The 22,628-nt window shown below is 55.4% G+C and carries 24 protein-coding genes; 12 read left to right on the top strand and 12 right to left on the bottom strand.

The window, feature by feature from the left end:
- Window positions 1-29 precede the first annotated feature (29 nt).
- The 3 genes from QQL62_RS09715 to QQL62_RS09705 are packed head-to-tail and all read right to left on the bottom strand — an operon-like array spanning window position 30 to window position 3,587.
- Complete coding sequence (locus tag QQL62_RS09715; protein WP_284378338.1) at window positions 30-800, bottom strand: inositol monophosphatase family protein; 771 nt, start codon at window positions 798-800, stop codon at window positions 30-32.
- Entirely contained in the window at window positions 787-2,133 is a 1,347-nt protein-coding gene (locus QQL62_RS09710; RefSeq protein ID WP_284378335.1) for a TldD/PmbA family protein, read from the bottom strand. The genes QQL62_RS09715 and QQL62_RS09710 overlap by 14 nt, the downstream gene beginning before the upstream one ends.
- Window positions 2,134-2,144: 11 nt before the next feature.
- Entirely contained in the window at window positions 2,145-3,587 is a 1,443-nt protein-coding gene (locus QQL62_RS09705; protein WP_284378333.1) for a DUF2125 domain-containing protein, read from the bottom strand.
- A 220-nt stretch (window positions 3,588-3,807) separates the two neighbouring features.
- On the opposite strand from QQL62_RS09705, the gene QQL62_RS09700 reads away from it, so the two are divergent.
- On the top strand, window positions 3,808-4,560 hold the full coding sequence (locus tag QQL62_RS09700; protein ID WP_284378331.1) for an SDR family oxidoreductase: 753 nt from the start codon (window positions 3,808-3,810) through the stop codon (window positions 4,558-4,560).
- On the opposite strand, the gene QQL62_RS09695 is transcribed toward QQL62_RS09700, so the two are convergent.
- Together QQL62_RS09695 and QQL62_RS09690 are read right to left on the bottom strand one after the other, a co-directional pair.
- A complete protein-coding gene (locus QQL62_RS09695) occupies window positions 4,557-5,432 on the bottom strand; it encodes a hypothetical protein (RefSeq protein ID WP_284378329.1) in 876 nt (291 codons plus the stop codon). The two genes, QQL62_RS09700 and QQL62_RS09695, sit on opposite strands and share 4 nt — an antisense overlap.
- A gap of 55 nt (window positions 5,433-5,487) precedes the next feature.
- Window positions 5,488-5,799, bottom strand: coding sequence for an I78 family peptidase inhibitor (locus QQL62_RS09690; protein ID WP_284378327.1), 312 nt, complete (start codon window positions 5,797-5,799; stop codon window positions 5,488-5,490).
- Window positions 5,800-5,861: 62 nt separating this feature from the next.
- Between QQL62_RS09690 and QQL62_RS09685 the strand changes: the two genes are divergently transcribed.
- From QQL62_RS09685 to QQL62_RS09665, 5 genes are read left to right on the top strand one after another with little or no spacing between them, the layout of a single operon-like run.
- Complete coding sequence (locus tag QQL62_RS09685) at window positions 5,862-6,974, top strand: S-(hydroxymethyl)glutathione dehydrogenase/class III alcohol dehydrogenase (RefSeq protein WP_284378324.1); 1,113 nt, start codon at window positions 5,862-5,864, stop codon at window positions 6,972-6,974.
- A gap of 3 nt (window positions 6,975-6,977) precedes the next feature.
- A complete protein-coding gene (fghA, locus tag QQL62_RS09680; RefSeq protein ID WP_284378321.1) occupies window positions 6,978-7,808 on the top strand; it encodes an S-formylglutathione hydrolase in 831 nt (276 codons plus the stop codon).
- Window positions 7,809-7,823: 15 nt separating this feature from the next.
- Window positions 7,824-9,227, top strand: a complete 1,404-nt coding sequence (sthA, locus tag QQL62_RS09675; protein WP_284378319.1) for a Si-specific NAD(P)(+) transhydrogenase — start codon at window positions 7,824-7,826, stop codon at window positions 9,225-9,227.
- Complete coding sequence (locus tag QQL62_RS09670) at window positions 9,224-9,679, top strand: YaiI/YqxD family protein (RefSeq protein ID WP_284378318.1); 456 nt, start codon at window positions 9,224-9,226, stop codon at window positions 9,677-9,679. The genes sthA and QQL62_RS09670 overlap by 4 nt, the downstream gene beginning before the upstream one ends.
- Entirely contained in the window at window positions 9,679-10,299 is a 621-nt protein-coding gene (locus tag QQL62_RS09665; protein WP_284378315.1) for an HAD family hydrolase, read from the top strand. Before QQL62_RS09670 ends, QQL62_RS09665 begins: the two co-directional genes overlap by 1 nt.
- Before the next feature lie 84 nt (window positions 10,300-10,383).
- Here the strand turns inward: QQL62_RS09665 and QQL62_RS09660 are convergent, their stop codons facing one another.
- The 3 genes from QQL62_RS09660 to QQL62_RS09650 all read right to left on the bottom strand — a co-directional run bounded on the left by QQL62_RS09660 (window position 10,384) and on the right by QQL62_RS09650 (window position 13,882).
- Complete coding sequence (locus QQL62_RS09660) at window positions 10,384-11,823, bottom strand: heme biosynthesis protein HemY (RefSeq protein ID WP_284378312.1); 1,440 nt, start codon at window positions 11,821-11,823, stop codon at window positions 10,384-10,386.
- A gap of 9 nt (window positions 11,824-11,832) precedes the next feature.
- On the bottom strand, window positions 11,833-13,116 hold the full coding sequence (locus QQL62_RS09655) for a COG4223 family protein (protein ID WP_284378311.1): 1,284 nt from the start codon (window positions 13,114-13,116) through the stop codon (window positions 11,833-11,835).
- Between the two features lie 94 nt (window positions 13,117-13,210).
- On the bottom strand, window positions 13,211-13,882 hold the full coding sequence (locus QQL62_RS09650; RefSeq protein WP_284378309.1) for a uroporphyrinogen-III synthase: 672 nt from the start codon (window positions 13,880-13,882) through the stop codon (window positions 13,211-13,213).
- Window positions 13,883-13,900: 18 nt separating this feature from the next.
- Here QQL62_RS09650 and tsaD point away from each other — a divergent pair, with 18 nt between their 5' ends.
- From tsaD to QQL62_RS09635, 3 genes are read left to right on the top strand one after another with little or no spacing between them, the layout of a single operon-like run.
- Window positions 13,901-15,043, top strand: coding sequence for a tRNA (adenosine(37)-N6)-threonylcarbamoyltransferase complex transferase subunit TsaD (tsaD, locus tag QQL62_RS09645; protein ID WP_431355759.1), 1,143 nt, complete (start codon window positions 13,901-13,903; stop codon window positions 15,041-15,043).
- Window positions 15,040-16,017: an NAD(P)H-dependent glycerol-3-phosphate dehydrogenase gene (locus tag QQL62_RS09640; RefSeq protein WP_284378306.1), complete on the top strand. Its 978-nt coding sequence runs from the start codon at window positions 15,040-15,042 to the stop codon at window positions 16,015-16,017. Before tsaD ends, QQL62_RS09640 begins: the two co-directional genes overlap by 4 nt.
- A 57-nt stretch (window positions 16,018-16,074) precedes the next feature.
- Window positions 16,075-16,458 carry a DUF1761 domain-containing protein gene (locus tag QQL62_RS09635; protein WP_284378305.1) on the top strand — a complete coding sequence of 128 codons (384 nt, stop codon included), beginning with the start codon at window positions 16,075-16,077 and terminating at the stop codon, window positions 16,456-16,458.
- Between the two features lie 209 nt (window positions 16,459-16,667).
- Here the strand turns inward: QQL62_RS09635 and QQL62_RS09630 are convergent, their stop codons facing one another.
- Together QQL62_RS09630 and ahcY are read right to left on the bottom strand one after the other, a co-directional pair.
- Window positions 16,668-17,009 (bottom strand): DUF2853 family protein, encoded by a 342-nt coding sequence (locus QQL62_RS09630; RefSeq protein ID WP_284378298.1) that lies wholly within the window; start codon window positions 17,007-17,009, stop codon window positions 16,668-16,670.
- 221 nt (window positions 17,010-17,230) lie between these two features.
- Window positions 17,231-18,616, bottom strand: a complete 1,386-nt coding sequence (gene ahcY, locus QQL62_RS09625; RefSeq protein ID WP_284378296.1) for an adenosylhomocysteinase — start codon at window positions 18,614-18,616, stop codon at window positions 17,231-17,233.
- Window positions 18,617-18,719: 103 nt separating this feature from the next.
- Here ahcY and QQL62_RS09620 point away from each other — a divergent pair, with 103 nt between their 5' ends.
- Both QQL62_RS09620 and QQL62_RS09615 read left to right on the top strand, forming a co-directional pair.
- Window positions 18,720-19,322 carry an HD domain-containing protein gene (locus QQL62_RS09620; RefSeq protein WP_284378295.1) on the top strand — a complete coding sequence of 201 codons (603 nt, stop codon included), beginning with the start codon at window positions 18,720-18,722 and terminating at the stop codon, window positions 19,320-19,322.
- On the top strand, window positions 19,322-19,927 hold the full coding sequence (locus QQL62_RS09615) for a glutathione S-transferase family protein (protein ID WP_284378293.1): 606 nt from the start codon (window positions 19,322-19,324) through the stop codon (window positions 19,925-19,927). The genes QQL62_RS09620 and QQL62_RS09615 overlap by 1 nt, the downstream gene beginning before the upstream one ends.
- Here the strand turns inward: QQL62_RS09615 and QQL62_RS09610 are convergent.
- Window positions 19,924-20,478 carry an ActR/PrrA/RegA family redox response regulator transcription factor gene (locus QQL62_RS09610; RefSeq protein WP_284378288.1) on the bottom strand — a complete coding sequence of 185 codons (555 nt, stop codon included), beginning with the start codon at window positions 20,476-20,478 and terminating at the stop codon, window positions 19,924-19,926. The two genes, QQL62_RS09615 and QQL62_RS09610, sit on opposite strands and share 4 nt — an antisense overlap.
- Window positions 20,479-20,523: 45 nt before the next feature.
- Window positions 20,524-21,126 (bottom strand): SCO family protein, encoded by a 603-nt coding sequence (locus QQL62_RS09605; RefSeq protein WP_284378285.1) that lies wholly within the window; start codon window positions 21,124-21,126, stop codon window positions 20,524-20,526.
- Between the two features lie 95 nt (window positions 21,127-21,221).
- Here QQL62_RS09605 and regB point away from each other — a divergent pair, with 95 nt between their 5' ends.
- Entirely contained in the window at window positions 21,222-22,619 is a 1,398-nt protein-coding gene (gene regB / locus QQL62_RS09600) for a sensor histidine kinase RegB (protein WP_284378282.1), read from the top strand.
- The last annotated feature ends 9 nt before the right edge of the window (window positions 22,620-22,628 follow it).

The raw sequence follows: 22,628 nt of genomic DNA, 5'->3' as shown, positions 1-22,628 counted from the left end.
ACGCCCTGAATTGGGAATTTACAACCGGATCAGAGGTATTGCATTAGCTGCCCATGCAGCTCTGGATTGGCCGCGATCATGCCGTTCATACAGGCGCCAGGCGCATTATAGCGCGGCTCTTGGCCGTCTTGGCAGGTGACCTTGACCCCTGCCTCGGTGCAGATCAAGTGCCCCGCCGCCACATCCCATTCCCATGTGCGCCGCAGGGTCAGCATACCATCAAAGCGTCCCTGCGCCACCAGACACAGGCGATAGGCCAACGAAGACCGGAAGTGGCGTTCGATTGGCGGGGGGTTCTGGGCCCAGAGCGCACGGCAGGTTTGCGAACCAGATGCCAGAAACCGCGCACCGCGCAGGGCGGTGCGGTTGTTGACCGATATTTTTTCACCATTCAGAGTGGCCCCTTGGCCGCGCGAGGCCGCATAGAACAGGTTCTTGGCAGGTAGGAACACCACCGCATCGGTGATCACACCACCCTGTGCAATGGCCAGCGAGGTTGCCCAGTTTTCGTGGTGGTTGATGAAGCTACGCGTACCATCGATGGGGTCGATGATAAATTGGCGCGCGGTATCAAGGCGCGCGGTGCTGTCATCGGTCTCTTCTGACAGGATGCCGTAATCCGGGCGGGCCTGCTGAAATTTTGATTGCAACATTTGGTCAATTTCCAGATCCGCCTCGGATACAGGGCCAGCATCGCCACCCTTGTCCCAGACCTGTGGCGCATTACCAAAGTGGCGCATACCAATTGCGCCTGCCTCTTGTGCCGCCGATATCAGCAAATTCAGATCAGGCGCCGGCAATTGTTAGCCCTTCGACCAAGAGGCTGGGCACCACGCGCGACAGATGGGGGCGCGCATCATTGGCCGCGATCATCCCGCCCAGCATTTCGCGCAGGTTCCCCGCCACCGTGCATTCATTTACCACGGCCGTGACCGCGCCGTTTTCCACCCACAGCCCCGCCGCCCCGCGCGAATAATCGCCCGTATTGGGATTGATGGTCGATCCGATCAGGGATGTGATGATCAGCCCCGTTCCCATATCCGCAATCAGCTGTTCGCGGGTGTTTTCACCGCTGGTCAGGGTCAGGTTACCCGCGCTGGGGCTGGGGGGCGCGCTAACGCCGCGCGTGGCATTGGCGCTAGAGTTTAGGCCCAATTGGCGTGCGGTGGCCAGATCAAGCGTCCAGCCTTGTAATTGCCCATCCTTAAACAGGTGGCGCGGGGCCACTGGCAGGCCTTCGGCATCAAAGGGTTTAGACCCAGAGGCATGCATGCGGCTGGGGTCTTCGAACAGGTCCATGCCCTTGGGCAAAATCTGTGCGCCCATATCGTCCTTTAGCCAGCTAGAGCCGCGCACAATAGAGGTACCGTTAATAGCGCCGGCCAGATGGCCGATCAGGGTTGAAGAAATGCGTTCATCAAACAGCACCGGATAGGTGCCGGTGGGTGGGCGAATGGCACCGCGGCGTGCGACCGCACGCGTACCGGCCTGTGTGCCGATAAATTCTGGGGTGGGTAGCTGGTGATGATGTGCGAAGGCCTCGCCAGACCAGTCGCGTTCCATTTCGGCACCGGTGCCAGAAATAGCAACACAGGACAGCGAATGCGTAGAGCGGCTATAGCCACCAGAAAACCCATTGGATGTGGCCAGATGAATGCCCACATCGGAATAACCTGCGGCGGCGGATTGGGCCTGATCTACACCCTCTACAGCCAGGGCCGCGGCCTCGGCGGATAGGGCCGCCTGTTGCAATTCTGCGGCGCTGGGGGGGGATGTGGCATCGTATAGGTCCAGCGCATCTACATCCCATGATTTGGCCAATTGATCAGATGAGGCCAGCCCGCAATAGGGATCTTGGGGGGCTTGGTTGGCCATGGCCACCGCGCGGGCGGCCATATCGCGCATCACCTCGACGCTAAGGTTCGAGGCGGAAACCGATGCTTGGCGATCATTCATGATCACCCGCAGGCCGATATCAATACCCTCGGCGCGTTCTGCATGTTCGAGGGCGCCTGCGCGCACCTCGATAGAGTGTGATGTGCCATCTACAACCAAGACATCTGCGCTATCTGCGCCAGCCTGAGCGGCAATTTCCAGGAGCTGGTGTGCGGTATCAGATAGGGAAGATGTCATTTGGTGTCCTGTTATTTAATCGGCACGCCATTGGCCATGATGCCACCATTCGGTGTGAATTCGATAACCGAGTTCAGGGTATCCCCTGCACCTGATTTAAAGAACATGCCCATCATACCGCGTGCCATCAGTGCCTGTTGTGCGGGCAACAGACCTGCGGCGGTCAGCGCATCTAGCAATTGGCTAGAGCCTGCCAGATCGATATTCAGCTCGCCTGTTGGTACGGGTGGGAAGCTGGCGTTATTGATATCCAGCGAGCCATTTGCCTTTAGGTCTGCGCCCACGGCGCGCAGATTCAACGCATTGATGTTCACGGATTCAAATCTCATCGGTGGCTCTTGGGTATCTGGGTCGATTTCTGCGATTTTCTTATCCCAGATTACCTGTGCATTCACATCGATATCCAGATCGGCCTTCGTGCGCGGCAGTTTCTGCAATGGGTCAAACATTGACCACAGGGTCTCTTCCATCTCTAGGCCCAGCAGTTTCATTTTTAGGTCTGCTGATTTGGCCTTTGCAACGTTGTCGAAAGGAAACCCAAAGCCCATTTCGGCATTGTCAAAGGTGACCTTCATGGGGGGTAGGCCCATGCCAGCCACGCGATACACCATATCGCGGGCGCTGGTGCTCATATCAAACTCTTTGTTTACAAAACCCATGCGCGCCTGATTTAGGCCCGAAGTGACATCGATGCTCATGGGGCCAAGCCCTGCGTTTACATTGGTTTTGGATGTGGTCTTTTGTACCACATAGTTCATCGAGAACTGCTTTAGCGCCTCTATGGTATTTCTAGGGTCATCCAGATTAATCGTGCTGTCCCAATCCAGAACATAGTCACCAGATAGGCCCGTCATGGTCATATCAGCGTCGGTTTTTTGGCCCTCGATATCGAAATCATAGGTGATCTTGCTGTCTGCCACCGAGAAGCGGCCGGTGAATACATCGGTTGCGCCCTTTTTGATATTGGCGATACTTTGCCCACCAGACAGATCCATATCAAAGGTGATGAACGATCCAGGCAGGCTGGCGATGCCCATCTCTGCGTATGATCCTTCGAAGCTGCGGTCATCTTCATCGCCGGTGACAGTCATTTCGAACCCTTGGTGGGTAACCTCGAACAACACCTTTTCGGTGCTACCCAATTCGCCGCCCTGAATGATGCCATCTGATTTCTCAGCGAAGCTCATGGTGTGGCCACCCAGCAGGCCTGCCTTTACTTCGACCCATGGAATATTGATCACAAAATTTCCATCCTCGGAGGCGATCGAAATACCAGACCATTTGGTGCTGCGCAGGTTATCGGCCTTGTTGGACACATTCAGGACCAGCGGTGATTTTTCGATAAACTGGAAATAATCGTTCAGCACCTGTGTAGAGCCAGCATCAGCAAAGGCCGTGGTGGTTGTCAGGGCCACAAAGGCAGAAGTGGTAAAAATTGAGTTCTTAAAATTCATTTTGGTTCCTTTCGAAGAGCAAGGCGTTTCTGCGCAGACCTTAAGCCTGTGCGCGGCCATGGGCAACACACAAACGGGGTACAAATGAACCATAGGTAGATAAATTTGGCAAAGATTGCGCCAGCTCAGCAGAATTGACCCCCTCGCGCTGGTCATTTGATTACAGGTATACCATGATGAACTCACCATTTCAGATATTCGAGGTTTAAAAGGATATATCATGACAGATTTCACAGGAAAAACCGTTGTAATTACTGGTGCATCGCGTGGCATTGGCGAGGCAACCGCACGCGAATTTTATTCGCTAGGCGCCAATGTGGTGGTTTCTGCGCGCAGCACCAAGCCCGTACAGAAGCTGGCCGCCAGTCTTGGGGCGCGCGCCCTATCGGTGCCCTGTGATGTGGCCAACAGCGATGCGGTGCAAAATCTGATGCAGACGGCGCGAGATCATTTTGGATCGCTGGATATTGTGATCAACAATGCGGGGATTATTGATCCGGTAGAACGCCTAGAAGAGGCCGACCCAGAGGCATGGGCAATGGTGTTGGATATCAACACCAAGGGCGCGTTTCACGGCATCCGCCACGCGCTACCGCTGATGAAGGCACAGGGCGGGGGCACCATCATCACCATCGGGTCTGGCGCGGCGACATCTGCGCTGGAGGGGTGGTCGCATTACTGTGCATCCAAGGCCGCGGTGCATCATTTGAACGCCTGTCTGCACAAAGAAGAGGCCGCAAACGGCATCCGTGCTTTGGTTCTATCGCCCGGCACTGTGGCCACCGACATGCAGCATGTGATTGCGGATTCAGGGGTAAACCCCGTATCCCAAATTCCGTGGGATGAGCATATCCCCGTCAGCTGGCCCGCCAAGGCATTGGCGTGGATGGCCGATAACGATTCTGATGAATGGTTGGGGCAGGTGGTATCGCTGCGCGAGCATGGGATTCGCGCCCGTGTTGGCCTGATCTAGCCCTTCTTGCGCCGCCACCACGCGCGGCGCTTTTCCTTAGCCCGTTTTTGGCCAAAGTCTTCAAAGCGGCGAAAGAACGACATGCCCACCACCACGCCGTTATAGTGTTCATTCAGCACAGATCGATGATCGGTGCGGTGCATGGCGTATAGGCTGACGTCAAATTTCGCCACCTTGCGCTTTAGCTCTAGGCCCAGATCAAATTGCGCTTTGTTATTGAAGGGTTGCTTCTTGTTGTTAATCGCCTGTTTCTTGGAATCCCAAAACAGCCCCACACGGGTGAAGACACCGGCACTAAAGGCACTGTTCCCCAATGACATACTGCGGGTCAGCTTGGCTTGGCCCTGAACGATTAGGTTATCGCGGTCGTTGCTGGCCACCGATCCGGGGTAGCGGGCATTTGACCAGATCGCCAATGTGGTTGCGCGGCGCTGTTCCCCCTGCCAGCGGCGATAAAAATCATAGCCTATGGCCGCAGAGGCGCCCTCGGTGAATTCAAAGGTGCGATATCGATAGTCGGTTTCGTATTTCACAGAGAAGGACAGGTTATGGCGCTGTTTGATTTTGTATTTCAGCGCAAGGCCAAGGCCGATTTTCTGCTTGGCGTTATAGGCATATCCCGCGCTATCGGATTGGGTGAATGTGGTTAGGAAGGGCACCAAGCGCCCCCGCCCCCAGCGCCAGCCGAAATCGACCTCTAGGCGAAAGGTGGCATCAGAGCCGATATTACCCTCGTCTGTGGGGGATAGCGAGTTCGGGTATTTCAGCCCGCCCCACATCATTGCCGTAACCTTGGGCTTTTCTGCCACCGCCGCGCCCGCCCAGAACAGGCAGACCCCGAATAGGGCAGTGATGATAAAAAACCGGCGCATAGAAATCCCCTTTGGGACTACAATTTGTCCGAAAGGTTAAAGAAATGCTTAATGGTTAACCGCAATAGACCCGCTCAATCCGCCCAGATGTGCCAATCACAATGTTCATCCGATTTGGGCGGTGGTCCATGGTTACGGCCATGCCGGGACGGATGATGCGGGTTTTGGCATCAAATTTCATCGTCTGAAGAATTGTATCTGGTTGCCACAGCAGGCGCTGGTGGTAATCGGCGGGGCAGACTTGGCCATTGTTTTGGTCTGTTGGGGCCGGTTGTGGTGGGGTGTCTGGCTCTATGGGTTCACAGGCCGACAACCCGCCAAGGGCGACAAGCGTCGCAATCGCGCAAAAAAGGGGATGAATTCGCATTGTAAATAATAGCCTCGCATCGCAAAGTGGGCTTAGATAAAAACATATTGGGGAGAAACGCAATGATTACACGCGCCGCAGTGGCCCTTGAGGCCGGAAAACCACTAGAGGTTATGGATGTACAGCTGGAGGCCCCGCGCGCCGGTGAGGTCTTGGTAGAGATCAAGGCCACGGGCCTGTGCCACACCGACGAATTTACCCGATCTGGCGATGACCCCGAGGGTATCTTCCCCGCAATTTTGGGCCACGAAGGCGCCGGTGTGGTGATAGAGGTGGGCGAAGGTGTAACCAGCCTTGCGGTGGGGGATCATGTGATCCCGCTGTACACGCCAGAATGCCGCGAGTGCGAATACTGTCTGAACCCCAAAACCAACCTGTGTCAGAAAATCCGATCCACGCAGGGCGCGGGATTGTTGCCCGATGGTTCCACACGGTTTTCAATGATGGATGGCACCCCGATCCATCATTATATGGGGTGTTCAACATTTGCCAACCACACGGTGGTGCCGGAAATTGCACTGGCCAAGGTGCGCAAGGATGCGCCTTTTGACAAGATTTGCTATATCGGTTGTGGGGTTACCACGGGGATTGGTGCGGTGATCAATACGGCCAAGGTGGAAATTGGTTCAACGGCGATTGTGTTTGGTCTGGGCGGTATTGGGTTAAATGTGGTTCAGGGTCTTAAACTGGCGGGTGCCGATCAGATCGTTGGCGTTGATTTAAATAACAGCAAGGTTGAGATGGCGACCAAGTTCGGCATGACCGATTTTGTAAACCCCGGCGATGTCGAGGGTGATTTGGTGGCGCATTTGGTGGATCTAACCGGTGGTGGTGCGGATTACACATTTGATGCCACGGGCAATGTAGGCGTTATGCGCACAGCCCTAGAGGCCGCGCACAAGGGTTGGGGCGAGAGCGTGATTATCGGTGTGGCCCCCGCGGGTGCCGAAATTTCCACGCGGCCCTTTCAGCTGGTCACCGGGCGCGTCTGGCGCGGCACCGCATTTGGCGGCGCATCTGGGCGCACGGATGTGCCAAAGATTGTTGATTGGTACATGGATGGCAAGATCGAGATCGATCCAATGATCACCCATAAATTATCGCTGGATCAAATCAACGAGGGTTTCGAGCTGATGCATCAGGGAAAGTCGATCCGCGCCGTGGTGGAATTCTAGCAGATGGAGTTGATTTCCCAGAACCACTGTTTTGGTGGCGAACAAAGTGTTTACAAACACGCCTCTGATCTGTGCAATTGCGATATGACCTTTGCGGTATATTTACCGCCACAGGCCAAGGTCGCCCCTGTGCCTGTTTTGTGGTTTCTATCGGGGCTGACCTGTACCCATGAAAATGCCATGACCAAGGCCGCCGCACAGGGATTTGCGGCCCAGCATGGATTGGCGCTGGTGTTCCCCGATACATCCCCGCGTGGGGGCGATGTGGCCAATGACGGCGCCTATGATTTGGGTCAAGGCGCAGGGTTTTATGTAAATGCCACACAAGAGCCATGGGCGCCGCATTTTCAGATGTGGGATTATATCACCGCCGAGCTACAGGATTTGGTGACCGAAGAATTTCCCATCATGGCTGATCGTCAGGGCATCACTGGCCATTCCATGGGCGGGCATGGTGCGCTGACCATGGCGATGCGCCTGCCCGATCAATATAAATCTGTGTCAGCCTTTGCGCCCATTGCCCAGCCCAGCCAATCTGATTGGGGGCGCAAGCAATTCAGCGCCTATTTGGGCGATGACGAGACCACATGGCTGAATCACGATGCCACGCATTTGATGGCAACGCTTGGCTACCCGGGGAATGTGTTGATTGATCAGGGAGAGGCCGATGAGTTCATCACCCTGCTGCGCACAGATGCCCTAAGGGATGCGATGCAGGCGCGCACTCAGGCCGGGATTGTGCGCATGCACGGGGGCTATGATCATAGCTATTTCTTTATTTCCAGCCTGATGGAAGACCATATCAAGCACCACGCAGCGGCGCTGTGTAACTAGGCAATAGGAGGCCGCATGGAGCATTTTGATCTGATCGTTATTGGCAGCGGCCCCGCAGGTCGCGCCGCCGCCATTCAGGCAGGCAAGCTAAAGCGCAAGGTATTGGTGGTGGAACGGGGCCGCGAGGTGGGGGGCGTATCTGTTCACACCGGCACCATCCCCTCTAAGACATTGCGCGAAACCATCATGAATCTATCCGGCTACCGCGAGCGCAGTTTTTATGGCCGCAGTTACCGCGCCAAGGATGTGATCAAGGCCGAGGACCTGCGCCAGCGTCTGCGCAAGACCCTAAATTTCGAGGTGGACAACCTAGAGCACATGTTCTCGCGCAATTATGTGAAGACCCTGCATGGGGATGCACGCTTTGTGGATGCAAAATCCATCACAGTATCCGGGCGCGATGGCGAGACCCATACCTTTAGCGCCGAGCGCTTTATGCTGTGCACGGGCACGCGCCCCTTTCGCCCCGACTATATCCCGTTTAATGGCACCACCGTGGTGGACAGCGACGAGATCATCGAGCTAAAGGAGCTGCCCCGCAGTTTGATCGTGATTGGTGCGGGCGTTATTGGTGTAGAATATGCCACGATGATGCAGGCACTAGACGTAAAGGTAACATTGATAGAGCCGCGCGACAGTTTCCTTGATTTTGTGGACAAAACCTTGATCCAAGAGTTCACCCATGAAATCCGCGATGCGGGGCTGGATCTTCGGCTGGGCTCTCAGGTGATCGCGGTCAAGGAAGAGGGCGATTGCATCCGCGTCACCACCGAGAACAAGCGTACCGCCGTGGCGGATATGTTGTTGTTTGCGGCGGGGCGCATGGGGGCCACAGATCAGCTGAACCTTGCAGCCTGTGATGTGGAAACCGACCATCGTGGCCGCATTAGCGTAGATAAGGCCACCCATCAGACCAGCCAGCCCCATATCTATGCGGCGGGCGATGTAATCGGATTTCCATCACTTGCATCCACCTCTGCATCCCAAGGACGAATTGCCTGTTGTCATGCCATGGGTGAAAAAACCCTGCCCAGCTCGCCGTGGTTTCCATATGGTATTTATGCGGTTCCTGAAATTTCTACCTGCGGAATGTCCGAAGAAGAGCTACAGGAGCGCGGCATCGCCTATGAGGTGGGGATTGGTAAATTTCGCGAGACCAGCCGCGGCAATATCATGGGCATTGATCAGGGCATTCTAAAGATGCTGATCAGCCTGAAAACCCGCCGCCTGCTGGGCGTACAGATCATGGGCGAGGGGGCGACCGAACTGATCCATATTGGCCAAGCGGTGATGAACCTAAAGGGCACGGTGGATTATTTCATCGAGAACACATTCAACTATCCCACATTGGCCGAGGCCTATAAGGCCGCGGGATTTGATGCGTGGCAACGCATGCCAAAGCCAGAGATAGACACATGAGCGCGGTCTACGTAGACGCCGATGCCTGCCCCGTAAAGGCAGAGGTGGTGCGCGTGGCCGAGCGCCACAAATGCAAGGTCTATATCGTGTCCAATGGCGGCCTGCGCCCCAATCCCCACCCATTGGTCGAAAACGTGATCGTGCCCGATGGGCCGGATGTGGCCGATATGTGGATCGCCGATCGCGCCACGCGGGGCGATGTGGTGATTACGGGCGATATCCCGCTGGCCGCCAAAACCGTGGCCAACGGTGCGCGCACCATCCGTCATAACGGCGATATGTTCACCCCCGCCAATATCGGGAATCAGCTGGCTACCCGTGATTTGATGGCCGATCTGCGCGCCGCCGATCCTTTTCATCAGGGAGGTGGCAAACCCTTTGGCAAGGCGGATCGATCAAATTTCCTTAACAGCCTAGAGCGCGAATTGCGCGCCGCCATTCGGGAGGCCTAATGCCTATTCAAGCGGTGATATTTGACATTGGCAATGTGTTGATCGAATGGGATCCGCATCGCTTTTATGACAGCCAGATCGGCGCCCAAGCGCGGGCACGGTTTTTTACCGATACCGATATTATGGCGGTGCATCAGCGCATCGATGCTGGGGCGCCATTTCAGGCCACGGTGGCCGATCTGGCCGCTCGCCACCCACAATGGGCGGGTGAAATTGGTCTATGGTACAGCCATTGGAACGATATGGCAGGGCCAACGATTGAGGGATCGGTTGCGCTAAATCGCGCGCTGCGTGCACGTGGCATTGCCACCTTTGCCTTAACCAATTTCAATGCCGAGGCCTTGGCCATTTCTGATCAAAAATTCCCCTACCTAAAGGAATTCGATCAGCGGTTTGTATCGGGGGATTTACGGCTGATCAAGCCAGACCCTAAAATCTATGCCCATGTTGAAATGGCGCTTGGCCTGCCTGTTCAGGATCTTTTGTTTGTGGATGATCGCCCAGAAAACATTGCCGCTGCACAGGCGCGTGGCTGGCGCGGGCATGTGTTCACAGATGCGCAGGCTTGGGCCGAGTGTTTGGTGGCCCATGGGCTATTGAATCCCGAGGAATGCCCATGAGCGGCCCCTACTCTTAGATTTTGGCCGATACAGCACCCTGTTTAATTTAATGGTGGCGCGCGCCATCCAAGGGGTCGTTACGACTTAATCTGCTGGCTTTGCGTCGATTATTTCACCCTCTTTCACGCCCTGCTCTTCACTGGCATCGCTGGTGATTACCCCAGCAGTAAAGCCCAGTGTCTCTGCGCTGTTAGGCTGTGGCATATCTGGAACTGCGCGCCATGTTAGGGTATCAAAGCTGTCGCAATTCTGGCACCTAGATTGCCAAGTGCTGTGGATATTTGAACAGCTGTCACATATCCATTGCGATCCGCGTGGGGCATTCAGCGCCTTGTTCAACCATGCGCGCACGGTTTTGTCATCGGCGCCCTCGCCTTTTTCAATCGCCGCCATGATAGACAAGGACCGCGTGGTGGGCGTGGTTTCTGCCAATTCGCGCGCGGCGCGGCGTGCGGCGGGGAAATCCTCATCCGCCAGCGCCAGTTCGGCGGTTAACAATTTGGTCTCCGGGTTATCACTATTTTGGCGGGTCAACACGCCAAAGCGTTTCAGACGCTGAGTGCTGGTTTCATCCGGTGCGATATCCGCAAAGGCCCCCGCCAAATCTGGATGCGGGTTCAGCCCCCATGATTTTTTAATCACGGCACTGGCGGCACGTTTGTTATCGTCTAGCATATGCATTTCTGCGGCCAACACGGCGGCAGGTACCAATGCGGGCGCGGATTTATTAGCCTCGATTGCGGCCTGTTTTCCCGCGTCAATATCCCCCGCATCCAGCAGGGCGCGGGATTGTTCTAGCAACAGGATCGCATCACGGCGACGCGCCACATCGCGCGGCAAATGCCCCGCGCGCACCGAGGCCTCTAGGGTTTTTTGCGCGCCATCCCATGCGCCGCCCTTGGTTTGCAATTCAAACAGGGCAGTTTGTGTATCATTGTGGCTGGGACGTAGGGAAAAGGCCTTCTCGGCAAGGCGCAGGGCAACATCGGTTTCGCCCTCAGCCAATTTCTGTTTCATCAATCCTTGCACCCCGACAAAACGGGTCTGATCCTCGGTCAGCAGGCGTTTGTAGTATTTGGTCGCGCGTTTGGTATCCCCCGATGCCTCGGCGGCCGTGGCATTCATCAGGTTGGTTAGGTTCGGGCGATCCAGATACCGTTCGGCTTGGGCGGCCTTGTCTATCGCCTGTTTACCCTCGCCAGCGGCCAATGCCACCAACCCCTCGGTCAACGCCTGATAGCCGCGCTCTTCGCGGTTGCGGTTGAAATAGCGTGAAATCGAGGTTTCATCACCGTTGAAGAAATGGAACACCGCCATGCATATACCAAGTGCATATTGCAATAGCCACAGCGCCAGCACCAAGACCAGCACGCCAATAAGCGCCTGAATGGGCGTGATTGCCAGCTCGTAGCCGCCAAATTCCACCACCACAGAGCCGCCCGTGTCCATCACCAGCCCAGCCGCATAGGTAATGGTGGCGATTATTGCCACGAACAGAAAGAATTTTGTAATCGTCCAGAGCATGTTAAATCCTTAATTTTCCAGCAATGATGTCAGGGCAACCTGTGCAGAATTGCGCGCCTGTGCCGATATCAGCCAAGGCGCCATAACGGCGCGGATATCATCCGATAGCGCATCGGTTTGCGCCAGTGCGGCCGCCAAATCATCGCCATCCAGATGTCCCTGCACACGTGACAAGATCGCATCAACGCTATCGCCCTCTTGTGGCGTAAGTGAGCGCAGCGATACCTGAGATTTGAAAAACGCTGAAATGCGGCCAGTGTTGCCGGCCTCTGCGTCTTGTTTATGCGATAATTTCAGCGCCGCGTGGGCAATGGGCGAGAACTCGTCCTTTAGCTGTGCAAGGGTGCTAACCCCGCCGTCGGCCACATCGGCCAGCGCAGGCGGTACGGTATCCAGATTGGCCAAGACCTCGGCAAAACCTGTGCCCTTTTCCAGAGCATTTGCGATCACTGTTAGGGCGCGGGTTGTTTCCACCTGTTGGGCGGTCTGTGCGGCGGTTTCGCTGGCCTGTTCTACGCGGCGTGTAGAGGCCACGCTGACTTCGTCGATTTTCTGGGTTATCTCGCCTTGCTTTTGTGCGATGGTTGCCAGCTCTGCGCGCAGGGATTGGATGATGGCCTGTGTGGCCGATGCATCTTGGCTGGCGTCCCCGCCATCAGCGGCCAGCAGGCGTTGGTTGGTGGTGTCTACCCATGCGCTTAGGCCTGCCAATGTGGTTTCGGCGGTGGTAATACGCCCCTCTAATTCGGGGCTATCGTTGGCCGCGATCTGATCGGCCAGCCCCTGTGCGCGGGCCTGTAGGGCAGCGATTTCACCGCTAAGGTCTGGGGCGGGGGTTTTTTGTTCTAATGCGCTAAGGCGGGTTTCAAAATCCGCACGTAGGTTGGCGATCTGTGCTGATTGCGCCTCTCTAAGGGTTGCAATTTCTGCGCGGGCATCTGCTTGACCAGGGCTTAGGAAATTGGCCACCGGCGCCAGACCTGCGGGCAGGATGGGGGCGATTTTTGGCCCCATAACCAGCGCCCCAACGCCCCCTGCCACCACCAATACAGCGCCAAGCCTCAACCCCATGCGGCGGGGCTTTTTGACCTCTGTGGGCAGGTTTTCTTGTGCCGGGTCTGGGGCATCATCTGCCGGATCGAAATCTGTATCCTCTGCATCTTGATCGTCGGACAGGTCTGTATCTGCCGGTTCTGTATCTGCATGTGGGGGGGTATCCACGCCATCCTGCTCTTTGGGTTCGAGGGTCTCCTCGGCCAAATCTTCGCGCGGGGATTTGGGTGTATCGGCCATGTGTTACAGCTTTCTGATAAATCACTTCGGTACTTAATATAGGAACTGTAGACGCCAAGGGAAAGAGCACAAGCGCCATATAGTGACGCAGAGCTTAGAAATATGTACGCAGGGCCGATATCATAGCACCACGTGTGGGGGCATGGGCCACCACGATGTGGCTAAAGCCCCATTCCACCAGTGGTTTAGCGGCGTGATCGCTGATCACAACGAATGTAGGTTCTATGCCGTGGGGGATTTGCGCGCATATATTCAGCGCCGAATTATGCGAGAAAATCGGCACAATTGCGCCTGCCCGCAGAGATTCAAGCGCGCGATGGGTTAGCGGGCGAAAGCCTTGGCGGTAGACCTGTGTTTCAAACAGGGTAGTGCCCAGGCCGATCGCCGCCGCCCCCAGATCAACGGAAACCTGTTCACCGCGGTAATATTGCGCCCTGTCGGGCAGGTTTTGCGCAAGCTCATGCGCAGTGGCAAAGGTACCGATCACAGTAAATCCCTGACCGCGGGCGGCCTCGGCCAGTATTTCCCCCACCACCACCACATCCCCGCGTGCCAATGCGATGGTGCAATAGGCATCAAGCGCATGCATCGAGGTGAATATGGCAGGCCACAGGCCGCTGGGGTTAAATTCGATCGGTTCGATATCCAATGCAGGGGCATAGATCACGGGGGGGGATAGATCTGTGACCTGTTCAAAGGCTCTGATGAAATCTTGGGCTTGGCGCGCAGGCCGTGTCATAAGAATCGTTGCGGGGGTCTGTGTCATTGCCTGTGCCTTGATTGAATGTTAGGCACCATAGCAGATTTTGCACCAAATTACGAGGCGGGCGTGGGCGAAAATTTAACGATTCTGGGCATTGAGAGCAGCTGTGACGATACGGCGGCGGCTGTGGTGCGCGCCTGCGCGGGACGCGGCGATGTTCTATCCTCTGTGGTGATCGGCCAAGAGGCGCTACATGCGGATTTTGGCGGCGTAGTACCCGAAATAGCCGCCCGTGCCCATGCAGAGCGACTGGACGGCGCCGTGGAACAGGCACTGGTGCAGGCCGGCCTGAGGCTGGCGGATATGGATGCTATTGCGGTAACTGCCGGCCCTGGATTAATCGGCGGTGTGGTGAGCGGAGTGATGATGGCCAAGGGGCTATCTGCCGGATCTGGCAAACCCTTGGTTGGGGTAAACCATTTGGCTGGGCACGCCCTGACCCCGCGCATGACCGATGGGATTGCCTATCCGTATTTGATGCTCTTGGTCAGTGGCGGGCATTGTCAGTTCTTGGCGGTACTGGGGCCGGGTGAATTTCGCAGGCTGGGGGGCACCATTGACGATGCCCCCGGTGAGGCATTTGATAAAACCGCCAAGTTGTTGGGCCTAGGATATCCTGGGGGGCCATTGGTAGAGCAAGAAGCCCAAGACGGCGATGCGGCGCGGTTTAATTTTCCGCGCCCGCTGTTGGATCGGCCCAATTGCGATATGTCGTTTTCAGGTTTGAAAACGGCCCTGCGCCGTGCGCGCGATCACATTATCGCCGAAAAAGGCGGGCTAAGCGTGGGGGATCGGGCCGATCTCTGTGCTAGTTTTCAGCATGCAGTTGCCCAGACTTTGGCCAAGAAGACCGCGCGCGCCATCGCGGCATTTCGCGATGTGGCGCACAGCGATGCCCCCGTATTGGCCGTAGCTGGTGGCGTGGCGGCAAACCAATGCGTGGGCGCGGCCCTACGCGATGTGGCCATGGCCGAGGGGTTTGAATTTCTAGCGCCGCCGTTGAAGTATTGCACAGACAATGCCGCCATGATCGCATGGGCAGGGCTTGAGCAATTTCAGGCGGGCCATGTGGATGATTTCACATTGGCGGCGCGCCCGCGCTGGCCGCTGGATCGCACCGCGGCCCCCATGCTTGGATCGGGTAAAAAGGGAGCAAAAGCATGAGCAAAATCGCAGTCATCGGCGCGGGGGCCTTTGGTACGGCGCTGGCGTGTTCATTGGCATCCGCGGAGCATTCTGTGGTGTTATGGGGCCGTGATGCGGATCAGATACAGCGGATGCGCCAGACCCGCCGCAATGCCCGCTATCTGCCGGATATCCCTCTGCCCGATAGTCTGACCCCCGTGGCAGAGCGCAGTGCGCTGGCGGGATCGGATGCTATCTTGGTGGTGACGCCGGCGCAAAGGTTGCGCACAATACTAGAGCAGATGGAATTGGCGGCCATTGGCGCGCCCGTGGTTTTGTGCAGCAAGGGTATCGAGCAGGCAAGCGGATTGTTGCAATCAGATGTAGCGCAGGATTTCATCCCCAAAGATCAAATCGCAGTGCTAAGCGGCCCTGGATTTGCCAGCGAAATCGCCAGCCAGTTACCCACGGCCCTGACCATAGGTGCCTTTGATCGCGAGATCGGCGCAGAGCTACAACACCGCCTGACCACCAAGAGCCTGCGTCTGTATTTATCCGATGATCCCACCGGGGTGCAATTGGGGGGCGCGTTGAAAAACGTCTATGCTATTGCCTGTGGATTTGCCGTGGGGGCGGGGCTAGGCGAAAGCGCGCGTGCGGCCCTGATCACGCGTGGGTTTGCAGAGATGTCGCGTCTTGCCTTAGCCATGGGGGCGATGCGCGAGACATTGCATGGGCTGTCTGGTTTTGGGGATTTGGCACTATCTTGTACATCTGCGCAATCTCGAAATTTTGCCTTTGGTCTGCATTTGGCCCAGACAGCACAGCACGATCTGGCCAAGACCGTAGAGGGCATTGCCACCGCCAAGGCCACCAATGCATTGGCCAATCGTCTGGGCGTAGAATTGCCAATCGCTGCACAGGTGGTTGCGGTGCTAGAGGGGGCGCTGTCTCTTGAGGATGCGCTGGGGGCGTTAATGAGCAGACCGTTGAAACCCGAGTTACCGGTGTAGCCGTTGAAATTTCGCGCCTTTTGTGATCCTATGATGGGATCATATTGGGGGAGAGACATGGAATTCATTTCAGTAGTAGTGGCGGCGGTCGCCTCTTATGCCTTTGGGGCGGTCTGGTATATGGCACTGGCCAAGCCATGGATGGCCGCGGCGGGGGTCAGCGAAGAGCAGATGAACAACGGCGATAAGGCACCCTTTATCATCGCTTTTGTTTGCGCGATTTTAGTGGCGGGGATGATGCGCCATATTTTTGCGCTGGCTGGGATTGATACCATTGGAAAAGGGTTGATCGCGGGATTGGGCATGGGTCTGTTTATCTCTACGCCGTGGTTGGCCACATGTTATTCCTTTGGCAATCGCCCGCGCAAATTGATTGCGATTGATGGCGGCTATGCGACCATTGGCAGTGCGATTATGGGATTGGTTTTGACCCTATTCTAGCGGGGGCATCGCAGGGCTAGGATGAAAATGGGGGCCCCGCCCAAGGGCCCCCAGACCCGACCCAATCAGGCCCTCGCTGTTCCATAGATGCACCATAGCCGCGAACAATTGAATTTTGCAAACAAACTTTAGATGCAATTTAATTCAATAGCTTAGACCAAAAAAGGGGCGCCCAATGAGCGCCCCGAATTCCGTTATTTATAGAGGTATTATCCGTATACGGATTCTTTACCAAACTTGACCACCAGCATGTAGTAAACCACTGCGCGGTATTTGTTCCGCTCTGATTTACCATAGACCTCGATCGCCTCGTTGATCGCCTCCATCAATGCGGGGCTGTCTGCCAGACCAAGTTTTCCCATTAGGAAATTGTTTTTCACTGTTTCCAGCTCTGATGGTTGGCTACCGGCCACAGTCGAGGCATCGGCGTTATAAATCGCAGGACCACAGCCGATGGTTACCTTGGTTAGCAAATCCATATCTGGTGTGATGCCGCATTTGTTTTTCAAATCGTCTGCGTAGGTCGCAATCAAATCATCTCTTTTGCCCATGTGCTGGCTCCTAGTTGGTGGGTAAATTCCCATTAATTTTTTTCTATGAAACGCTCTGTTTTGCGCTCCTGTGCATAAGATAGGCGAATTGTTTGTGCAAAAAAAGGGGCAATAGGAAAATTGTCTTGAATCCGCCCGCTGGATGCCGATCAAAGCGTTAGAGAGTGGCTAATTGCGCGCAGGGGCTTCTGGCACATTGGCGCCAGAAGCATGTGTAGATGTTAGTAGCGATAGTGCTCTGGCTTAAATGGGCCATCGGTGGTCACGCCAATATAGTCTGCCTGTTCAGTGGACAGCTCGGTCAATTTCACGCCGATCTTTGCCAAATGCAGGCGCGCCACTTTCTCGTCCAGATGTTTGGGTAGGATATAGACCTCGTTGCCATAGGCATCGCCCTTGGTGAACAGCTCGATCTGGGCCAACACTTGGTTGGTGAAAGAGGCCGACATCACGAATGACGGGTGGCCCGTGGCATTGCCAAGGTTCAACAAGCGCCCCTGTGACAACAGGATCATGCGGTTGCCGCTTGGCATTTCGTACATGTCCACTTGGTCTTTGATATTCGTGACCTTTAGGTTGGCCAGATTTGCCACCTGAATTTCATTGTCAAAGTGGCCGATGTTGCCAACGATTGCCATATCCTTCATCGCGCGCATATGTTCGATGCGGATGATGTCTTTATTACCCGTGGCGGTTACGAAAATATCCGCATCGGCCACCGCATCTTCTAGGGTGGTTACCTCGAACCCATCCATTGCCGCCTGTAGCGCACAGATCGGGTCGATCTCGGTCACCTTTACCCGCGCACCAGCGCCGCGCAGAGAGGCCGCAGAACCTTTGCCAACATCGCCGTAGCCACAGACAACGGCTGTTTTACCAGCCATCATCGTATCGGTTGCGCGGCGGATGCCATCCACTAGGGATTCTTTACAACCGTATTTATTGTCAAACTTAGACTTGGTTACAGAGTCATTCACATTGATCGCAGGGAAGGGCAGCTGGCCATTTTTCTGCAATTCATACAGGCGGTGCACACCTGTTGTTGTTTCTTCGGATACGCCCATGATTGCATCGCGGGTCTTGGTGAACCAACCAGGGCTGGCCGCCATGCGCTTCTTGATTTGCGCTTGGATCACTTCTTCTTCTTCGGATGTGGGTACACCGAATTCTTCGCCTGCCTCGATGCGGGCACCCAGCAAAACATACAATGTCGCATCACCGCCATCATCCAGGATCAGGTTCGCACCCTCTGGGAACAGGAATGATTTATCCAAGTAATCCCAATGCTCTGTCAGGGTTTGGCCTTTGATTGCAAACACAGGAATATCGGCCGCCGCAATCGCCGCCGCCGCGTGATCTTGGGTAGAATAGATGTTACAAGACGCCCAGCGCACATCAGCGCCCAGCGCCGTCAGCGTTTCGATCAGCACAGCCGTTTGGATCGTCATATGCAATGATCCAACAATACGCGCGCCTTTCAGGGGCTGTTCATCGCCAAATTCTTCGCGCAGCGCCATCAGGCCGGGCATTTCCGTTTCTGCGATATCCAGTTCCTTGCGGCCAAAGTCAGCCAAAGAAATGTCTTTTACAATATAGTCTGTTGCCATCTGAAGCGGCTCCTGTACGTTATCGGTTTAAGCGCATTTAACACTGCAAATACAGCAAGACAACTGGCCGAGCAAAAAGTGATAATTGGCCGAGGATAGCGGGATGAGTAACAAAAAACAGGAACCGCGCGCATGGCAGCGCATGCTGTCTGGGCGGCGGCTAGATCTCTTGAATCCCTCGCCCCTTGATATTGAAATCGAAGACATCGCCCATGGCCTATCATTTGTGGCGCGTTGGAATGGGCAGACGCTGGGGGAATACCCCTATTCCGTGGCCGAGCATTCGGTTTTTGTGACCGAATTATTCACGCGACTAAACCCGCGCATAGACCCCAAGTGGCGCCTAGCCGCATTGCTACACGACGCGCCCGAATATGTGATCGGCGATATGATCAGCCCCGTAAAGGCCGCCGTGGGCCCAGATTACGAGGTGCTGGATGACCGGTTAACCGCGGCGGTGCATCAAAAATTCGGCCTACCAGCGGTGATCCCGACGCCCGTTAAGCGCCAGATAAAACGCGCCGATCATTTATCCGCATGGCTAGAGGCCGTACAGATCGCCGGGTTTTCAGAAACGGAGGCCAACCAGCTGTTTGGCGCACCCGTGATATCCGATCTACCGACGCGAAGCTTGCGCCCCCACGCGCCTATGGTAGTTAAGGGGCAGTTTTTAGAGGTGTTTAACGATCTGATGGAGAAAATATAATGGAATCAGCCAAGCTATATTATCTTGATGTATCGCCTTTCGCGCGGGTGTGTCGTGCGCTGATTTATGACTGGGAAATCCCGGTTAGCCCAGAGCGTGTTGAATTTCCGTTGCCAGATTCCTTCTTTGAATTGAACCCATTAGGTCAGGTACCAGTATTGGAAACCGTGGGCGAGACCATCTATCCGACGCAACCCATTATCGATCAATTATGGGCCATGACCACAGGGGCAAATACCCCGCATTATGATCCCTTGGCTGACCGCCAGATGCTACAGACGATTTTCACCATGGGCGATATGATTGTCACCAGCAGCCAGATTGTGCGATCCGGTTTACGCCCATCTGGCGAGAACCTGCTTGGATTTGACATGGTAGAGCGTCACCAAAAGCGCATAGATAACGTGCTGGATATGCTAGAGGAAAACGCCCCGAATTGGCTGTTATATGACAAGGTCAGCGTTTGTGATTACGCGCTGGCTGCGGTTCTGCTGTACGCTGATTTTCGCCGCCCGTTTAACTGGCGCCACCGCGAAAAGCTGGCAGGAATTGTGGACCACATCGCCGCCAGCGACAGCTTTGGCCGGACCAACCCGCGCCCCTAGCGCGGGCTACGCTTGGCCAATATCCGTTGCAATGTGCGCCGGTGCATATTTAGGCGGCGCGCGGTTTCAGAGACATTGCGATCACACAGCTCGTAGACGCGCTGAATATGTTCCCAGCGCACCCGATCTGCGGACATCGGGTTATCAGGGGGGGGTGGTAAATCACCATCCGCCGCCAATAGCGCATTGGTTACATCATTGGCATCCGCTGGTTTTGACAGATAATCGGTGGCTCCGATTTTAACCGCGGCCACTGCCGTCGCAATTGCCCCGTATCCCGTAAGAACAACCACACGCGCGTCGGGGCGATTGTTGCGCAAAACCTCTACCACATCCAGCCCATTCCCATCCTCTAGGCGCAGGTCAATCACGGCATATGCGGGGGGTGTGGCGGTACAAAAGGCACGCCCGGCGGCCACGCAATCAAGGGCGGTGGTCTGAAAGCCGCGCTTATCCATGGCGCGGGCCAGTCGGTTACGGAAGGGTTCATCATCATCCAGAATAAGCAGGGTGTTGTCCGGCCCGATTTCGTTCAAGGATTTATCAGTCATATTGTGCCCCTCCGCGGCCTACCCTATGCGCAAGTTACCCTATGGTCAAATCTCCGTAAAGCACCCGATTGCATCGGCCACCTCGGCTGGCGAGGCATCGCGCCTAAAAAATTCCACAAAGCCGGTTTCATCCATCAAGTAGCTAAAGGTCGAGTGATCCATCAGGTAATCCTCGCCTTCGCCACTTTTACGATAGAATGTGCGATAGGCCTTTGATGCGGCGGCAACCTGTGCCTCGCTACCGGTTAGGGCCAGCATACGCGGGTGGCTGACCTCTGCGTAATCCGCAAGGGCGGATACCGTATCGCGCGCGGGATCAATGGTGATGAATACCGGCAAAACATCAATGCCGCGTTCATCCAGAATATCAATGGCATCTAGATTACGCACCGTATCTAGGGGGCAAATGTCGGGGCAAAAAGTATAGCCGAAATAGATCAATGTGGGGCCGGTGATCACATCGGCCGAGGTGCGGGTTTTTCCGTATTGGTCGATCAATTCAAATGGCCCGCCGATACTTGCCTGCTCGCCCGCAATTACGGTGGAACCACAGGCCTGAAGGCCACTTTGCCAAGATACCATATACCCAGTGCCCAGAACCGCCACCGCTGCAACGCCTGCCAGAGCGACGCCCAATCTCTTGCCCATCTGAAATTTCCTTTTGCTGGTCAAACTGATATCTGTGCATTAGCCTATTTTCAGGCGCGCCTAAACCGCAAACTCTGTACCGTCACGAAAGCTTTATGATGTATAAATCTCTTAGCCTTGCGAACAGCTCTTCTCGCAGTGAATGGGTGCGGCTACGCACGCTAACGTTGTTGCGGTGGATGGCGGTTTCTGGGCAGGTTCTGGCGCTGGTCGTCGCCTATGCGTTTTTGGACATCCGCATTAATCTGGCGTTGTGTCTGTTTGCCATTGGGCTATCGGTTGGGTTTAACATTGTATCTGGCGCGGTGTTGACCCGTATTCAACGCCTATCAGAGCCGGCGGCGGTGTTTAGCCTGTTCTTTGATTTGTTTCAGCTGGTCTTGTTATTGTATTTAACGGGTGGGTTAACCAATCCATTTGCATTGTTGTTGCTGGCCCCTGTCATCATTTCAGCCACGGCGCTGACCCTACGATCTACGGTATTGTTGGGGGCCTCTGGTATCTTGGCCATCACTCTTTTGGCAAAATTCAATCTGCCGTTAACACGTCTGGATGGTACGGTGATTATTCTACCCGATCTTTTGCTATGGGGAAACTGGTTTGCCTTGGTAATTGGGTCGGTATTTTTAGCCATCTATGCGCGCCAGATCACCATGGAGACATTCAATATGTCTCAGGCGCTGGCGGCCACGCAGATGGCGCTGGATCGCGAACACAAGTTGACAATTTTGGGCGGCGCTATGGCCGCCACCACCCATGAAATGGGCACGCCGCTGGCCACAATCAAGCTGGTGGCGTCGGAATTGCAAGACGAGCTGGGCGCGCGTCCGGAACTACAGGAGGATGTGATCTTGATCAAAGATCAGGCAGAACGTCTAAGTGGTATCCTGCGCGGTATGGGTAAAACCGGCAAGGATGATCTGCATATGAAACGCGCGCCCGTTCTAACGGTGGTTCAAGAGGCGGCAGCCCCACATCAGGATCGGGGCAAGACAATCATTTTCCTAACCAATGGATTGACAGATCTAGCCCTAGAGGCGCGGATGCCCGCCATACCACGCCATCCTGAGATTGTTCATGGATTGCGCAATCTAATCCAGAATGCGGTGGATTTTGCTGCCTCGAAAGTCTGGGTTAATATCCAATGGGATCGCACCTATTTGCACATTTCTATTGGCGACAACGGGCGCGGATATCCGTATGAGTATTTGTCACGTATTGGAGACCCATTTTTGCGCCGTAGCAAGGCCAAGAAAAACCCCGATCGCCCAGAATATGAGGGCATGGGCCTGGGCTTGTTCATCGCCAAGACATTGCTAGAACGCACAGGCGCACAACTAGAGTTTACCAATGCCAATTCAGGTAAATTGGACGCAGGGCTTAGCGAGCATATGGCGGGGCGGCGCGGGGCCGTTGCCACCGTTAGATGGCCTCTAGAGCTACTTAAGGATGATCAGCCTTCATACAAAAACAACCCTAAGTTTAATATTTAGCTTGAGTTA

Origin of the sequence: Amylibacter marinus, from assembly GCF_030160015.1 — a bacterium.
GTDB lineage: Bacteria > Pseudomonadota > Alphaproteobacteria > Rhodobacterales > Rhodobacteraceae > Amylibacter > Amylibacter marinus.
This window is presented reverse-complemented; position numbering and strand designations above follow the sequence as displayed.

Excerpts from the sequence above, each read along its gene's own strand:
- fghA (WP_284378321.1), top strand. The coding sequence starts at position 6,978 with ATGGAGTTGATTTCCCAGAACCACTGTTTTGGTGGCGAACAAAGTGTT.
- QQL62_RS09615 (WP_284378293.1), top strand. The coding sequence starts at position 19,322 with ATGGAATCAGCCAAGCTATATTATCTTGATGTATCGCCTTTCGCGCGG.
- QQL62_RS09605 (WP_284378285.1), bottom strand. The coding sequence starts at position 21,126 with ATGGGCAAGAGATTGGGCGTCGCTCTGGCAGGCGTTGCAGCGGTGGCG.
- regB (WP_284378282.1), top strand. The coding sequence starts at position 21,222 with ATGATGTATAAATCTCTTAGCCTTGCGAACAGCTCTTCTCGCAGTGAA.
- tsaD (WP_431355759.1), top strand. The coding sequence starts at position 13,901 with ATGTTAGGCACCATAGCAGATTTTGCACCAAATTACGAGGCGGGCGTG.
- sthA (WP_284378319.1), top strand. The coding sequence starts at position 7,824 with ATGGAGCATTTTGATCTGATCGTTATTGGCAGCGGCCCCGCAGGTCGC.
- QQL62_RS09685 (WP_284378324.1), top strand. The coding sequence starts at position 5,862 with ATGATTACACGCGCCGCAGTGGCCCTTGAGGCCGGAAAACCACTAGAG.
- ahcY (WP_284378296.1), bottom strand. The coding sequence starts at position 18,616 with ATGGCAACAGACTATATTGTAAAAGACATTTCTTTGGCTGACTTTGGC.
- QQL62_RS09620 (WP_284378295.1), top strand. The coding sequence starts at position 18,720 with ATGAGTAACAAAAAACAGGAACCGCGCGCATGGCAGCGCATGCTGTCT.
- QQL62_RS09670 (WP_284378318.1), top strand. The coding sequence starts at position 9,224 with ATGAGCGCGGTCTACGTAGACGCCGATGCCTGCCCCGTAAAGGCAGAG.
- QQL62_RS09690 (WP_284378327.1), bottom strand. The coding sequence starts at position 5,799 with ATGCGAATTCATCCCCTTTTTTGCGCGATTGCGACGCTTGTCGCCCTT.
- QQL62_RS09665 (WP_284378315.1), top strand. The coding sequence starts at position 9,679 with ATGCCTATTCAAGCGGTGATATTTGACATTGGCAATGTGTTGATCGAA.
- QQL62_RS09710 (WP_284378335.1), bottom strand. The coding sequence starts at position 2,133 with ATGACATCTTCCCTATCTGATACCGCACACCAGCTCCTGGAAATTGCC.
- QQL62_RS09655 (WP_284378311.1), bottom strand. The coding sequence starts at position 13,116 with ATGGCCGATACACCCAAATCCCCGCGCGAAGATTTGGCCGAGGAGACC.
- QQL62_RS09610 (WP_284378288.1), bottom strand. The coding sequence starts at position 20,478 with ATGACTGATAAATCCTTGAACGAAATCGGGCCGGACAACACCCTGCTT.
- QQL62_RS09635 (WP_284378305.1), top strand. The coding sequence starts at position 16,075 with ATGGAATTCATTTCAGTAGTAGTGGCGGCGGTCGCCTCTTATGCCTTT.
- QQL62_RS09650 (WP_284378309.1), bottom strand. The coding sequence starts at position 13,882 with ATGACACAGACCCCCGCAACGATTCTTATGACACGGCCTGCGCGCCAA.
- QQL62_RS09630 (WP_284378298.1), bottom strand. The coding sequence starts at position 17,009 with ATGGGCAAAAGAGATGATTTGATTGCGACCTACGCAGACGATTTGAAA.
- QQL62_RS09700 (WP_284378331.1), top strand. The coding sequence starts at position 3,808 with ATGACAGATTTCACAGGAAAAACCGTTGTAATTACTGGTGCATCGCGT.
- QQL62_RS09695 (WP_284378329.1), bottom strand. The coding sequence starts at position 5,432 with ATGCGCCGGTTTTTTATCATCACTGCCCTATTCGGGGTCTGCCTGTTC.
- QQL62_RS09640 (WP_284378306.1), top strand. The coding sequence starts at position 15,040 with ATGAGCAAAATCGCAGTCATCGGCGCGGGGGCCTTTGGTACGGCGCTG.
- QQL62_RS09660 (WP_284378312.1), bottom strand. The coding sequence starts at position 11,823 with ATGCTCTGGACGATTACAAAATTCTTTCTGTTCGTGGCAATAATCGCC.
- QQL62_RS09705 (WP_284378333.1), bottom strand. The coding sequence starts at position 3,587 with ATGAATTTTAAGAACTCAATTTTTACCACTTCTGCCTTTGTGGCCCTG.